The organism is Pseudomonas paeninsulae (assembly GCF_035621475.1).
GTDB lineage: Bacteria > Pseudomonadota > Gammaproteobacteria > Pseudomonadales > Pseudomonadaceae > Aquipseudomonas > Aquipseudomonas paeninsulae.
The window spans coordinates 5,159,345-5,172,288 of sequence record NZ_CP141799.1; the positions used below are offsets into that span (position 1 = coordinate 5,159,345).

At 62.1% G+C, this 12,944-nt stretch carries 14 protein-coding genes; 8 read left to right on the forward strand and 6 right to left on the reverse strand.

Annotated features, from left to right (window positions below):
- Window positions 1-40 precede the first annotated feature (40 nt).
- Window positions 41-958, forward strand: coding sequence for a D-hexose-6-phosphate mutarotase (locus VCJ09_RS23790; protein WP_324732447.1), 918 nt, complete (start codon window positions 41-43; stop codon window positions 956-958).
- 242 nt (window positions 959-1,200) lie between these two features.
- On the opposite strand, the gene VCJ09_RS23795 is transcribed toward VCJ09_RS23790, so the two are convergent.
- From VCJ09_RS23795 to purE, 4 genes are all read right to left on the reverse strand, one after another.
- Entirely contained in the window at window positions 1,201-1,731 is a 531-nt protein-coding gene (locus tag VCJ09_RS23795; RefSeq protein ID WP_324732448.1) for a DUF3299 domain-containing protein, read from the reverse strand.
- Between the two features lie 288 nt (window positions 1,732-2,019).
- Window positions 2,020-2,265, reverse strand: a complete 246-nt coding sequence (locus tag VCJ09_RS23800) for a GlsB/YeaQ/YmgE family stress response membrane protein (protein WP_324732449.1) — start codon at window positions 2,263-2,265, stop codon at window positions 2,020-2,022.
- A 132-nt stretch (window positions 2,266-2,397) separates the two neighbouring features.
- Window positions 2,398-3,483, reverse strand: coding sequence for a 5-(carboxyamino)imidazole ribonucleotide synthase (locus VCJ09_RS23805; protein WP_324732450.1), 1,086 nt, complete (start codon window positions 3,481-3,483; stop codon window positions 2,398-2,400).
- Window positions 3,484-3,586: 103 nt separating this feature from the next.
- Entirely contained in the window at window positions 3,587-4,078 is a 492-nt protein-coding gene (purE, locus tag VCJ09_RS23810; RefSeq protein ID WP_324732451.1) for a 5-(carboxyamino)imidazole ribonucleotide mutase, read from the reverse strand.
- A 678-nt stretch (window positions 4,079-4,756) separates the two neighbouring features.
- On the opposite strand from purE, the gene VCJ09_RS23815 reads away from it, so the two are divergent.
- The gene (locus VCJ09_RS23815) at window positions 4,757-5,575 is read left to right on the forward strand and encodes a restriction endonuclease (RefSeq protein WP_324732452.1); all 819 of its coding nucleotides are present in this window, start codon (window positions 4,757-4,759) and stop codon (window positions 5,573-5,575) included.
- A gap of 156 nt (window positions 5,576-5,731) precedes the next feature.
- Here VCJ09_RS23815 and VCJ09_RS23820 read toward each other — a convergent pair whose 3' ends face one another.
- Window positions 5,732-6,082, reverse strand: a complete 351-nt coding sequence (locus tag VCJ09_RS23820) for a hypothetical protein (RefSeq protein WP_324732453.1) — start codon at window positions 6,080-6,082, stop codon at window positions 5,732-5,734.
- A gap of 577 nt (window positions 6,083-6,659) precedes the next feature.
- Between VCJ09_RS23820 and VCJ09_RS23825 the strand changes: the two genes are divergently transcribed.
- From VCJ09_RS23825 to VCJ09_RS23835, 3 genes are all read left to right on the forward strand, one after another.
- Window positions 6,660-7,652, forward strand: coding sequence for an AraC family transcriptional regulator (locus VCJ09_RS23825; RefSeq protein ID WP_324732454.1), 993 nt, complete (start codon window positions 6,660-6,662; stop codon window positions 7,650-7,652).
- 153 nt (window positions 7,653-7,805) lie between these two features.
- Window positions 7,806-8,834, forward strand: a complete 1,029-nt coding sequence (locus VCJ09_RS23830) for a histone deacetylase family protein (RefSeq protein WP_324732455.1) — start codon at window positions 7,806-7,808, stop codon at window positions 8,832-8,834.
- 130 nt (window positions 8,835-8,964) lie between these two features.
- Window positions 8,965-10,074, forward strand: a complete 1,110-nt coding sequence (locus tag VCJ09_RS23835) for a polyamine ABC transporter substrate-binding protein (protein WP_324732456.1) — start codon at window positions 8,965-8,967, stop codon at window positions 10,072-10,074.
- 126 nt (window positions 10,075-10,200) lie between these two features.
- Here VCJ09_RS23835 and VCJ09_RS23840 read toward each other — a convergent pair whose 3' ends face one another.
- Window positions 10,201-11,112 (reverse strand): LysR family transcriptional regulator, encoded by a 912-nt coding sequence (locus VCJ09_RS23840; protein WP_324734724.1) that lies wholly within the window; start codon window positions 11,110-11,112, stop codon window positions 10,201-10,203.
- A 103-nt stretch (window positions 11,113-11,215) separates the two neighbouring features.
- Here VCJ09_RS23840 and VCJ09_RS23845 point away from each other — a divergent pair, with 103 nt between their 5' ends.
- The 3 genes from VCJ09_RS23845 (at window position 11,216) to VCJ09_RS23855 (ending at window position 12,901) form a co-directional block, all read left to right on the forward strand.
- Window positions 11,216-11,416 (forward strand): hypothetical protein, encoded by a 201-nt coding sequence (locus VCJ09_RS23845; RefSeq protein ID WP_324732457.1) that lies wholly within the window; start codon window positions 11,216-11,218, stop codon window positions 11,414-11,416.
- Between the two features lie 85 nt (window positions 11,417-11,501).
- Window positions 11,502-12,494, forward strand: coding sequence for a YeiH family protein (locus VCJ09_RS23850; protein WP_079203954.1), 993 nt, complete (start codon window positions 11,502-11,504; stop codon window positions 12,492-12,494).
- An 83-nt stretch (window positions 12,495-12,577) separates the two neighbouring features.
- Window positions 12,578-12,901, forward strand: a complete 324-nt coding sequence (locus tag VCJ09_RS23855; RefSeq protein WP_324732458.1) for a hypothetical protein — start codon at window positions 12,578-12,580, stop codon at window positions 12,899-12,901.
- Window positions 12,902-12,944 lie beyond the last annotated feature (43 nt).

Here is a 12,944-nt window from a genome sequence, read left to right on the forward strand (position 1 = left end):
CGGTTCACACTTTCTATAAGAGCAATTGAGGAGCGCAGTCATGAGCGGAACCGAACAACGCCCACAGGTGGAGCGGGTAGAATTCAACCAACTGGCCTGCTGGCGCGTGCGCACCGCCAACGCCGAACTGCTGGTCGCCCAACAGGGCGCGCAGATCCTCAGCTACCAACGCGATGGCGAGCAGCCGCTGATCTGGCTCAGCGAACAGGCCGAATACAAGCAAGGTCAGGGCGTGCGCGGCGGGGTGCCGGTGTGTTGGCCCTGGTTCGGCGACCTGCGACGCAACCCGCCGGCGGTGCAAGCGATGTATCAGGGCGGCAGCCTGGTGCCGGCCCACGGCCTGGTACGGGCGCTGGACTGGCAGCTACTCGGCATCGACAACCAGGATCACTGCGTCGTCCTCGAATTCGTCTTCAACAGTGTCGAGCAGCCGCAGCCGGAATGGCCACATGCCGCCGAGCTGAAGCTGCGCATCCGCCTCGACGGCCAGTTGCACCTCGAACTCGAGACGCGCAACCTCGGCGACACGCCCCTGGCCTTCAGCCAAGCCCTGCACAGCTACTTCGCCGTCAGCGATATTCGTCAGGTGCGCGTCGAGGGACTCAGGGGCTGCCGCTACATCGACACCCTGGACAACTGGCTGGAACGGCAACAGAGCGACACCCCGAGCTTCCACGGCGAAACCGACCGCATCTACCTGGATACCCCGGCGCAACTGAGCATCGTCGACCCCGCCTGGCAGCGACGCATCCGCTTATGCAGCAGCGGCTCAGCCTCGGCCGTGCTGTGGAACCCCTGGATCGACAAGGCCCGGCGCCTCTCGCAATTCGCCGACGACGCCTGGCAAGGCATGCTCTGTATCGAGCACGCCAATCTCCTGGAAGATGTCGTCCTGCTCGCCCCCGGTGCCCAACACCAGCTCAGCGTCAGCCTGTGGAGCGAAGCGTTGCCGGCCTGAGACGACAAGCCGCTGACGGTTTTATTGCCGCCAGCGGCGCCTCGCGTGGCATAAATAAAGGAGCAAAAGTTGCGGGTCTTTCATACAACAAAACCCCGCTACTGGGACGGTAACGGACGCCTGCTGATGACCGGAAACGACCCAACGGCCGTTGGTGAATAACGGAAAACGAACAGGCATTGCCTATCGGGTGCGGAGCACTCAAAAGCGATTTTTTCACCCCTGTGCCGAGGGCCTCTGAATCAAAGATCCGCTTCCTCCACCATCCGCACCACTCCCGCCTCCAGCGCATAGGCCGCATCCGCCAGCTCGTTGCTGACCGGCTCTACCTGTAACGTCCCGCTGACCCAGAGCGGGGCGTAGATGTCTTCGAGTTCTATGCCCGCCGGATAGCGCACCAGTACCAGTTGGTTCGGCGGTGGTGGTGGCACGTGGATGCAGGCGCCGGGATAGGGGACGAGGAAGAACAGGGTGCTGCGGCCCTGGGCATCGGTTTCCAGGGGCACGGGGTAGCCGCCCAGGCGGATGGCTTTGCCGTCGAGGGCGGCTACGGTCTTGGCCGAGTACATCACCGCGGGCAGGCTCTTGTCCTGCTGCCTGAGGCCACTGGGATCGTAGAAGGCGCCGTCCTGTTCGGGACTGTCGTGGCTGATTTCCGGCATGGCTTCGAGGGCCTGGCGGTCTTCTTCCGGCATCAGTTCGAGCCAGTCGGTTTCCGGCAGCTCGGCGCAGGCCAGGCTGCTCAGCAGCAGGGACAACAACAGGTAACGCATGGGCAGACTCACAGGTGGCTAGGGCCTGTACGGTTAGTGGGTTAACTCAAACTCGCAGGCTTGAGTCTTATCTGTGGGCGGCCTGACCTCGGGGCGAAGCCTTTGTTCTGCACCACAACCTGACAGCCCTGCGGGCTGTATTCGCCGCGGGGCGCGCGACCCACATGGATGTGGGAAATGCCGCAAGCCCGTCGGGAACGGGCGCGGCCTCCTACAAGGTTCAGGATAGGCTTGAGTCCATGGATAAACGGATTAACCGATCAGGCCAGCAGTAACCAAGGGCTGCGCTCAGTCCTTTTTGACTACGCCGTAGATTATCAGCAGAACGATGGCGCCAATCACTGCGCCGATGAAACCCGCCCCCTGGCCCGCCTGGTAGATGCCCAGCGCCTGGCCGCCGTAAGTCGCGGCGATGGCGCCGCCAATGCCGATCAGGATGGTCATGATCCAGCCCATGCTGTCGTCGCCCGGCTTGAGGAAGCGTGCAATCAGGCCAACGATCAGGCCGATAAAGATGGTGCCGATAATGCCCATGGCAAATTCTCCGAATAGGTAAGTGCGCCAAGGCTGAGAAACGCCGTGGCATTAGGCTATCGGATAGACGGGAGCCGCGGAGGTTCCGTGAAAAATCTCTGGCGCCGGCTGCAGCCGACGCCAGAGGCAACCTCAGGCCTTGCCGATCAGCGCTTCGACGGCAGCGATCTGCTGGTCCAGGGTGGCGCGATCCGCGCAGCGCAGGGTGGCGTGACCGACCTTGCGGCCGACCTTGAAGGCCTTGCCGTAGTGGTGCAGGTGACAGTCGGCGATGGTGATGACCTCGGCCACCGGCGGCACTTCACCGATGAAGTTGAGCATGGCGCTCTCACCGATCTTGGTGGTCGGGCCCAGCGGCAGGCCGGCCACGGCGCGCAGGTGGTTCTCGAACTGGCTGCACTCGGCGCCTTCGATGGTCCAGTGCCCGGAGTTGTGCACGCGCGGGGCGATCTCGTTGGCCTTGAGGCCGCCATCCACTTCGAAGAACTCGAAGGCCAGCACGCCGACGTAGTCCAGCTTGGTCAGCACGCGGCCGACATAGTCCTCGGCCAGGGCCTGCAGCGGATGGTCGCTGCTGGCGATGGACAGGGCGAGCACGCCGCTGTCGTGGCGATTGTGCACCAGCGGGTAGAAGCGCGTCTCGCCATCGCGACCGCGCACGGCGATCAGCGAGACTTCCCCGCTGAACGGCACGAAGCCTTCGAGGATGCAGGGCACGCTGCCCAGCTCGGCGAAGGCATCGACGACATCTTCGGGCTTGCGCAGCACCTTCTGGCCCTTGCCGTCGTAGCCCAGGGTACGGGTCTTCAACACGGCCGGCAGGCCGATATCGGCGGCGGCGACATCCAGGTCGACCTGCGAGTGGATGTCGGCGAACGCCGGCGTCGGGATGCCGAGGTCCTTGAACATCGACTTCTCGAACCAACGGTCGCGGGCGATGCGCAAGGACTCGGCGCACGGGTAAACCGGCACGAATTGGGAGAGGAAGGCCACGGTCTCGGCCGGCACGCTCTCGAACTCGAAGGTCACCAGATCGACTTCATCGGCCAGTTGGCGCAGGTGATCCTGGTCGCCATAGTCGGCGCGGATATGCTCGCCGAGCGCCTGGGCGCAGGCATCCGGGGCCGGATCGAGGAAGGCGAAGTTCATCCCCAGCGGAGTGCCCGCCAGGGCCAGCATACGACCCAGTTGGCCGCCACCGATTACACCGATTTTCATGCTTCTACCTCTTCAAATGCCGCACGCGCTTGCGCGGTACACAACCCATGGCAGCGGGCGTGCCCGCGATGCCTTGACCTGGCCAGGAATGCCTAGCCGGCCATCAGGCCTGACGCGGGTCCGGATTATCCAGCACGGTGTCGGTCTGCTCCTGACGGAACTGCTTGAGCGCCGCGTGGAACTGCGGGTGCTGGTGGCCGAGGATGCTCGCCGCCAGCAACGCCGCGTTGATCGCGCCGGCCTTGCCGATGGCCAGGGTGGCGACCGGAATGCCGGCCGGCATCTGCACGATCGACAACAGCGAGTCGACGCCCGAGAGCATCGCCGACTGCACCGGCACGCCGAGCACCGGCAGGTGGGTCTTGGCCGCGCACATGCCCGGCAAGTGGGCGGCGCCGCCGGCACCGGCGATGATCACCTGGATGCCACGGCTGTCGGCCTCTTCGGCGTACTGGAACAGCAAGTCCGGAGTGCGGTGGGCAGACACCACTTTGACTTCATAGGGAATGCCCAGCTTGTCCAGCATCTCGGCGGTGTGGCTAAGGGTGGACCAATCGGACTTGGAGCCCATGATCACGCCAACCAGTGCGCTCATCGTCGTGCCTCTTCATCAAGCGCCTCACGGCGCGTCAAAAACCAACAAGCCACGCAATGTGCGTGGCTTGTCATGATCGGGGCAAACCCGCGAGCAGGCGGGTTTGAAGGCGGCGAAGTATAGCGTAACGACACCAATAACGCCCCCCCTGCACGACCGCCCGTCCGCAGGGGTCTAGGGCTGGGGTTTGCGGGCTTTCTCTCTATATAGGTAGCGAACGCCTGCGCCCCTTGAACTAGACGTCTGTGCTGGGGCAGACTGCCAGCACGACCACGCCGCTCAGGCAGGATATGGATGTCCCGATGCACTTTACTACCCCACTCCACCGACGACCTTATGCCCGGAATATGGGCGTGAATTGTGGCGCCTTGGGTTTGACGATGGTGGATGGGAGGGAAGTGATGGCCAGACATGGATAGCAAGTGCTTGAATAAAGTTATAAGAGGCTATAACAGCCTGTTGGACTTAAGAAATTTGCATGACGCTACGTGAATTCTGAGCCTTTCAACGCAAGTGTGAACCCGGTTAAATTTACGTAGGAAGCGATTTTTTGATCAAAATCTGATCATTCTTGTTGCTAGCACGGAAAGTCCGATAGGTTGCTAGGCATGCAAATCATTATCGTGCATACCACATGATTAATTATTATCTGGGCTATTCGAAAAGAAGGGAAAGAGAGTGACATTCCTGTTTGCGCTGTTCGCAGTGGCCTTGTACATCTGCTACGACACCAATAGCTATGGCGTCATGGCGCTCATCATCGGATTTTTAGTACTAGCCCTTTGGGGGCTTGTCGCAAGCGCCAAAAAAGAGGAGGGCAAGATCAATCACGTCATCAAACCCTCTATCACTGCGCTCATCGAAAAGTACGTCAAGGTACTGGCCTTGAAGCAGGATCAGACCGTTCGTACGGACGCCTATAGCAACTGCATTCTCAATGACTGGCACAAGGAGATCGACTACTTCATCAACACCGTTCTGATGACGGACGAGATTATTGCCGCATATCTCAGTACGACCTCTACCGAGCCCGCGATGCTGAACATCATCGAGGATCGCCTTCTGGTCGCCAGACTGGAGATCGTCAGCGCGGTACACCGCTACCAGACTGAGCAACTGGCCAACGCCTCCCCAGACGAATCGCACGTCGAGGACCTTGAGCCGCAGGAGTTCGAGAGTTTCTGCGCCAAAATTCTTCGGGATAACGGATGGAATGCACGAGTCACAAAAGCATCCGGTGACCAGGGCATAGACATTATCGCCACGCTCGGCGGCATCAAGGCCGTACTGCAATGCAAAAAATATTCAAAGCCGGTGGGCAATGCCGCAGTCCAAGAGGTGATCGCCGGCAAGCAGTTTGAGCAGGCTGATGTTGCGATCGTAGTATCCAACTGCGGATACACCCGCTCTGCCATTCAGCTCGCCAGCATGTCGGGCGTGCATCTAATCCACTACTCGGAACTAGCTGATCTCTCCAGCCGGATCCGTGCGGCGTAACCGGAAAAGGGGACAGAAAAAGGGGGCCGCGGTAGAGACGATGGTTACCCGCCGCCCCCCGCACAGATCCGTACGTGCAGCATTACCGCATACGGCTCCTGGCTCAGATTTTGACGCGAAAACATTCTGCCGGGTAGGGGTGTGCCACACCTGACATTAGGTATGAATGCGCTCACCAATCGTTTGAAGCGGCGCCACGGTAAGCGGTGTGTAGTGGCTGTGACGTAACAACGACTGCCGCCAAGCACGTGTTAGTTCCAGCCGGAAACCATTCAGCCTTCGCAGGTTTCCTGGCACGGCGTGGTAATTGAAGTATCCCTGCACCACCCTCTGCAACCAGCGGCCAACATCGACCACCGATTCATGTCGGCGTCGCTTGAGGGTTGCCCGGATCGCCGCAAGACTTACCCGCACCCGCTTCTTGATCGTAAGGCGCAGGATCGGGAACCACCCCGCCCGCGTTTTACTGCAGCAGTGTGTGGAAAAGGGGACAGATTTATTTTCCATTTAATAGCCCCGCCCTTCGCTCAGCCACTTTCTCTACGCTGGCCACACGCTCGGGTTTCGCCCCCTCGGGCGAGTTACTTCTTTGCTCCTGATTAGCAAGATGCTTCAGCTGACGCGCAAAAAACTATTTCGTAGCCGTCATTCCGGCAGGGATTGCCGGAATCCAGACTACAAGGACGTATTAAGCTTGCCATCCATGGCGCTGGATACCCGCTTCCCGGCGGGCATGACGAACTATTTTGTTTCAGCTGAATCATCTTTCTAATCAGGGGCTTTGCTTGTGCAAAGAAGAAGTAACCAAGAAGAAAGCACACCCCGCATCCTGCCCTGGCTGCGCCAGGACTCCCTCGCTCCTGAGGAACCCCGAGCCCCGGCATCGCCGCCTGCGCATGGTTCATGATCGAGTCGGCACCGCATCTGTTGGGCCAAAGCCTGCCGCCGAACGGCAGGTGCAAACCGGTTCAGCATCCATCGGCTTCTTCATAAGCAGCAGATGAATCCGTCCGAAACCGACCCGCCCAAGCTCGCGGTATGCTTCTTGCTGCTATTCAGCCACCCACAGTAGCGGACGCCGTCGATGTTGCATGCCCACCTGACCACCCTGCATGTGGTGTCGCTGATTCTCGAGCTGTTCGCCGAGCGGCCCGCAGCCACCGAGGCCTTGCTCGCCGGTAGCGGCATCCAGGCCAGTGACCTGGCCAGCGGTGAACAGCGCATCACCCGTACTCAGGAATTGCAGGTGTGCGCCAATGCCCTGGCCCGGCACAGCGATCTCGGTCTGACCCTGGGCCGGCGTCTGCATGTGTCGTCCTACGGCCTGCTCGGTTACGCCGCGCTGTCGAGTGCCACCTTTGGTGACGCCTGGCGGCTGCTGTTGCAGTACCCGGCCCTGCTCGGCACCTACTTCAAGCTGGAGCTGAGCGTCGAGGGCGAGCTGGCCTGGGTCGGCGCCGCCGAGTACCGGCACGCGCCGGCGCTGGAGCAGTTCAATGTGGAGATGTGCCTGGCCTCGTTGAAGCTGGTCTGCGACGAGCTGCTCGGTCAGCCCGTGCCACTGGTCGCGGCGCAGTTCCGCCACGCCCAGCCTGCCTATGTCGAGCGTTACGCGGCCAGCTTCACCTGCCCGTTGCAGTTCGACGCCGCACGCAATGCCTTCGCCTTCCCCGCCGAGTGGCTGCAACGGCGCCTGCCGCTGGCCGATCCGGTCACCCACCAGGATATGCTCGCCCGCTGCCGCAAGCTGAATGTCGAGTTCACCACTCGCCAGGCCTGGCTGCAGCGCGTGCGCGAGGCGCTGACCAGCCACCTGGCCGAACCACCGGGGCTGGAGGCGCTGGCGCAGCAGATGCACTGCTCGCCGCGCACCCTGCGCCGGCACCTGCAGGCGCTCGGCACCCACTACCAGGAACTGCTCGACGAGCTGCGCTTCGAGCGGGCGAAGACCCTGCTCGCCCAGGAGGACTGGCCGATCTGCCGGATCGCCGAGGAGTTGGGCTTCAGCGAGAGCGCCAGCTTTCGGCATGCCTTCCAGCGCTGGAGCGGGGTCGCGCCGAGTCGTTTCCGCAGCTGACGCTGCGCCGTGGCCAGTAAATCTGGCCACTTCGATCCCCTATTGGCCGTTGCCAGCGTTCCCCAGTCGGCCGGCCCGGCGAACAATGACTCCCACAAGATTGGCAGCCATTGCTGTGCTTGCCACAACAAAAAACCTGGGAGCCGCCCACACATGCTGACCTACTACAGCGACGACCATCACCAGCACCACGGCAGCTGCGAGCTGATGAACGGGCAACTGGTGCCCTGTTTCGAGAAGCCGCAACGCGCCGACCATATCCTGGCGCGGGTCAAGGATCGTCAACTCGGCGAGGTGCGCGCGCCCAAGGATTTCGGCCGCGCGCCGCTGCAACGCATCCACAGTGCGGCCTATCTGGACTTCTTCGAGGGTGCCTGGGCGCGCTGGCAGGATCAGAATGGCCAGGGTGACCTGCTGCCCTACACCTGGCCGGCGCGCACCCTGCGTTCGATCATGCCGAGCAGCCTGCACGGCCAACTCGGTTACTACAGCTTCGACGCCGGTGCACCGATCACTGCCGGCACCTGGCAGGCGGCCTACAGCGCCGCGCAAGTAGCACTCAGCGCCCAGGCCGAAATCGCCGCCGGCGCCCACAGCGTCTTCGCCCTGTGTCGCCCGCCGGGCCATCACGCCGCCAGCGAGGTGATGGGCGGCTACTGCTACCTGAACAACGCGGCCATCGCCGCCCAGGCCTTCCTCGACCAGGGCCGTACCAAGGTGGCGATCCTCGACGTCGATTACCACCACGGCAACGGCACTCAATCGATCTTCTACGACCGCAGCGATGTGCTGTTCGCCTCGATCCATGGCGATCCGCTGGCGGAGTTTCCGTTCTTCCTCGGCTATGCCGATGAAACTGGCGAAGGCGCCGGCGAAGGATTCAACCTTAACTACCCGTTGCCGGCCGGCAGTGGCTGGCAGGAATGGGGCGCGGCGCTGGAGCAAGCCTGCCAGCGCATCGCCGAGTACGGCGCAGAGGTGCTGGTGGTATCGCTCGGCGTGGACACCTTCAAGGACGACCCGATCTCCCAGTTCAAGCTCGACAGCCCGGACTACCTGCGCATGGGCCAACGCATCGCCGCCCTCGGCCTGCCGACCCTGTTCGTCATGGAGGGCGGCTACGCGGTGGCGGAAATCGGCATCAATGCGGTGAACGTGCTGGAAGGTTTCGAAGCGAGCTAATCCTGGGATGGTCGGCGCCCTTTCATCCACCGGGACCACCCGGGTGGATGGATAAAGCGTCATCCACCCTACGCCAATCCCGCGCGCCCGAGCGCGGCGACAGAATTACAACAAGAACGGAGTGGCCTCGATGAACAGAATCACCCAGCTATTCGGCGCGACCCTGGTCGCCACCGCGCTGTGCAGCGCGGCCCAGGCGCAAGCTGAAGAGGAGCAGCGCGAGCTGCGCGTGTACAACTGGGCCGACTACATGCTGCCCTCGGTGCCCAAGGAGTTTCAGGCGAAGTCCGGCATCCAGCTGATCTGGGACGTGTTCGACACCAACGAGGCACTGGAGGCCAAGCTGCTCACCGGCAACTCGGGCTACGACCTGGTGGTGCCGACCAACACCTTCCTCGACACCGAAATCAGGGCCGGGGTGTTCCAGAAGCTGGACAAGAGCCAGCTGCCCAACTGGAAGCACCTCGACCCGGCACTGCTCAAGCTGATGACCGCCAACGACCCCGGCAATGAGCATGCGGTGCCCTATATGTACGGCACCGTGCTGATCGGCTTCAACCCGGAGAAGGTCAAGGCCGCGCTCGGCGAGGACGCCCCGGTAAACAGCTGGGACCTGATCTTCAAGGAAGAGTACGTCGCCAAGCTGGCGCAGTGCGGCGTGACCCTGCTCGACTCGCCGGGCGAGATCATGCCGATCGCCCTGCACTACCTGGGCCTGGACCCGAACAGCACCCAGCGCGAGGACTACGACAAGGCCACCGAGCTGCTGCTGAAGATCCGCCCGCACGTGCGCTACTTCCACTCGGCCAAGTACATGACCGACATCGCCAACGGTAATATCTGCGTGGCCATCGGCTACTCGGGCAGCTTCTACCAGTTCGCCAACCGCGCCAAGGAAGCCGGCAACGGCGTGGTGGTCGACTGGCGCCTGCCCAAGGAAGGCGCACCGCTGTGGTTCGATTCCTTCGCCATCCCGGCCAGCGCCAAGAATGTCGAGGAGGCTCATGAGTTTCTCAACAACCTGCTCGACCCGAACGTGGTCGCGCCCATCAGCACCTTCCTCGGCTACCCGAGCCCGAACCAGGACGCCATGCCACTGGTCAGCGCGGAGATCCGCGACAACCCCGACCTGACCCCAACCGCCGAAGCGCGGAAGACCCTGTATGTGCTCAAGCCGCTGCCGCTGAAGGTCGAACGCATCCGCACCCGGGCCTGGACCCGGATCAAGTCGGGGACCTGAGTAGCGGTGCGGGGCGGGACGACTGGTGAGTCGCCCCTTGATCGCCCCTAAACACAACGCTTCGCGGCCAAGGCCGCTGCCACGGGTTTCTCGGTCCTGTGAGAGCGGCCTTGGCCGAGCAATAAACTACTCCCCGCTAACGAGAATCCCAGTCCCCTTGGCGGCGCAGTGCTGCCAGAAGCGCTCCAGGGCGGTGGAGACGAATTTATCGCGATGGCGCAGCATGTAGAAGCGTCGCGACAGTGGCGGCAACAGGCTATCGAGCGCCTGTAACTGACCGTTGTCGAGCCAGTCCGCCAGCACCCAGCGCGACAGGCAGCTGATGCCGAGACCGGCGGCCACCGAGCGCTTGATGGCCTCCGAGCTGCCCAGCTCTGTCTGCAGATTCAGGGCATGCAGGTGCGGCAGCAAGGCATGCTCGACTTCCTCGCGGGTCCCGGAGCCCTGCTCACGCAGCAACCATTCCGCTTGCTGCAACTCTTCCACGGTCACGCCCTTGCGCTTGGCCAACGGGTGTTCGGGTGCGGAGAACACCAGCAACTGATCGCTCAACCAGGGACTCACGGTCAACCCGGCCTCATGGCAAGGTCCTTCGATAAGGCCGATGTCGACCTCGAAGTTGGCCACCATTACCGCCACCGCGGCGCTATTGGAAATGGCCACGTTCACCTGGATTTCCGGGCATATACGTCGAAACTCCGCCAGGTAATGCGGCAGCACATAATTGCCGATGGTGCTGCTGGCCCCTACCCGCAGCGTGCTCTTCAGCGCGCCTATCTCACCGCGAAAATGCTCCTCGATCTGGCAGGCGCCATCGAGCAGTTGCTGCGCCTTGGGCAATAGCAGCTTGCCGCTGTCGTTGAGCAACAAGCGCCGACCGACGCGGTCGAACAGTTTGGTCGCTAACAGCACCTCAAGCTCATTCAGCGAGGCACTGGTGGCGGACTGCGATAACGCTATCGAGTCGGCCGCAGCCGTAGTACTGCCCGTCTTGGCAACGGCGCAGAAGATTTGTAATTGCCTCAGGCTTATCCGCACTGGCATCAACCACTTATGCAGGTAGGTTATATGCATATAATCAGTTTTTAAGTTAAACACAAGGCGCTTAGGTTTGCTTGCGACTGCCAAGGAAACCCATGCCATGCCTTTGTTGAAAACCATTCGCCAGGCCACACCCTACCTTCGCCCATTGCAGGCGTTGGCTCGGCACGTGGAAAGCGTGCTGCCAGACCGTGTGCTCAGCGCCGCCCTGGCGGTGAACCTGAGCAATACAGCCGGGTTCCGGCACAACGGCCTGCTAGCATCGAAAAGCAGTCATGTCATTACCGCCGGGTGTAGGTGAGCACATGACCATAAAACAGCACCACACAATTCCTCCCCTACCCAACCCGTCGCTGGACGAGGCGCAGCCGCCAGCGTCCTGGCTGATGCGCCGCAAACAGAAACTCAACCTGTTGCTGCCGGGGATCATCGCCTCGCTGATCGTCGCTGCCAGTGCTTCCTTCCTTTCCGAGCATTACGGTGCACCGGTGATGCTGATGGCCCTGTTGCTGGGCATGGCGCTGGGCTTTCTTTCCGAGGAAGGGCGTGCGGTCGCCGGTATTCGTTTCACCTCCAGCACCATCCTGCGTATCGGCGTGGCCCTGCTGGGCATGCGCATCACCGTGGAGCAGATCCTCTCGCTGGGCGGTACGCTGATGGCGGTGGTGATTGGGGCGGTGTTCCTGACCATCAGTTTCGGCATTCTCTTGTCTCGGCTGCTCGGCCAGTCACGCGACTTCGGCATTCTCAGCGGCGGCAGCGTGGGCATCTGCGGCGCTTCTGCGGCGCTGGCAATTTCCGCGGTACTGCCGCAGAACAAGGACAGCGAGCGCAACACCATCTTCACCGTGATCAGCGTGACCGCGCTGAGCACCATCGCAATGATCGCCTACCCGCCGATCGCCCAATGGTTTGGCCTGGATGCCCAGCAAGCCGGGGTATTTCTCGGCGCGACCATTCACGATGTAGCCCAGGTGGTCGGGGCCGGCTACAGCATGTCGGATGAAACCGGCGATACCGCGACCGTGGTCAAGTTGCTGCGGGTGGCGATGCTGGTGCCGATCGTCTTCAGCCTATCGTTACTGCTGCGTAAACGCGGCGCTGCAGGGGGGCCGCGCCCGGCATTGCCGTTGCCCTTGTTCATCATCTTCTTTGTGCTGTTCGTCGCCATTAACAGCAGTGGTGTAGCCTCGACGCAGGTGCAGGAGTTTGCTGGCAATGTGTCGCGCTGGTGCCTGATTACGGCTATCGCCGCCTTGGGAATGAAGACTTCGCTGAAGTCACTGCTGGAAGTCGGCTGGCGTCCGGCGACCCTGCTGGTCAGTGAAACCGTTTTTCTCGCCACGCTGATTCTGTTCGCGGTGAAGTGGCTGGGCTAAAGCAATCGCCCGAGGTCACTTGCACTGGCCGCCTGATCAGCAGACTGCCGCTCGCCCGGCAATGGCGGCGGTATGAGTCGCAGGTGCATGGGTTCTTTCTGCTGTACGTGGCCCTGGCCACCGTGGCCCAGAGCCTGATCGGTTTCGCCTTCGGCCTGATCCTGTTTGGTCGGGTTGCCACCTTGCAAGTGCTGCCTTTGACCGAGGTGGCGGTGGTAATCAGCAGCCTCACTCTGGGCAACGCCCTCGGTACATTGGGCGGGCCTAAGCCCGAGCTGGACGCAAGCAAACGAGTGAAGAGCACTGGCCTGAAACACGCGTCAGATCGGCAGCTGCCAGACCCGGGCGATGGCGAGCAACAGACTGCAGCCACTCGCCGCGCAGACAGCGCCCGCATGCTCAGCTGATGATTGCCTCGATTGTGCTTGCGAGCGAGGCGGCGCCAGCCGA

What these genes read in the sequence shown, in the direction of transcription:
- VCJ09_RS23795 (WP_324732448.1), bottom strand. Translation starts at nt 1,731, where the DNA reads ATGCGTTACCTGTTGTTGTCCCTGCTGCTGAGCAGCCTGGCCTGCGCC.
- VCJ09_RS23825 (WP_324732454.1), top strand. Translation starts at nt 6,660, where the DNA reads ATGTTGCATGCCCACCTGACCACCCTGCATGTGGTGTCGCTGATTCTC.
- VCJ09_RS23835 (WP_324732456.1), top strand. Translation starts at nt 8,965, where the DNA reads ATGAACAGAATCACCCAGCTATTCGGCGCGACCCTGGTCGCCACCGCG.
- VCJ09_RS23830 (WP_324732455.1), top strand. Translation starts at nt 7,806, where the DNA reads ATGCTGACCTACTACAGCGACGACCATCACCAGCACCACGGCAGCTGC.
- VCJ09_RS23790 (WP_324732447.1), top strand. Translation starts at nt 41, where the DNA reads ATGAGCGGAACCGAACAACGCCCACAGGTGGAGCGGGTAGAATTCAAC.
- VCJ09_RS23805 (WP_324732450.1), bottom strand. Translation starts at nt 3,483, where the DNA reads ATGAAAATCGGTGTAATCGGTGGCGGCCAACTGGGTCGTATGCTGGCC.
- purE (WP_324732451.1), bottom strand. Translation starts at nt 4,078, where the DNA reads ATGAGCGCACTGGTTGGCGTGATCATGGGCTCCAAGTCCGATTGGTCC.
- VCJ09_RS23850 (WP_079203954.1), top strand. Translation starts at nt 11,502, where the DNA reads ATGCGCCGCAAACAGAAACTCAACCTGTTGCTGCCGGGGATCATCGCC.
- VCJ09_RS23820 (WP_324732453.1), bottom strand. Translation starts at nt 6,082, where the DNA reads ATGGAAAATAAATCTGTCCCCTTTTCCACACACTGCTGCAGTAAAACG.
- VCJ09_RS23800 (WP_324732449.1), bottom strand. Translation starts at nt 2,265, where the DNA reads ATGGGCATTATCGGCACCATCTTTATCGGCCTGATCGTTGGCCTGATT.
- VCJ09_RS23845 (WP_324732457.1), top strand. Translation starts at nt 11,216, where the DNA reads ATGCCTTTGTTGAAAACCATTCGCCAGGCCACACCCTACCTTCGCCCA.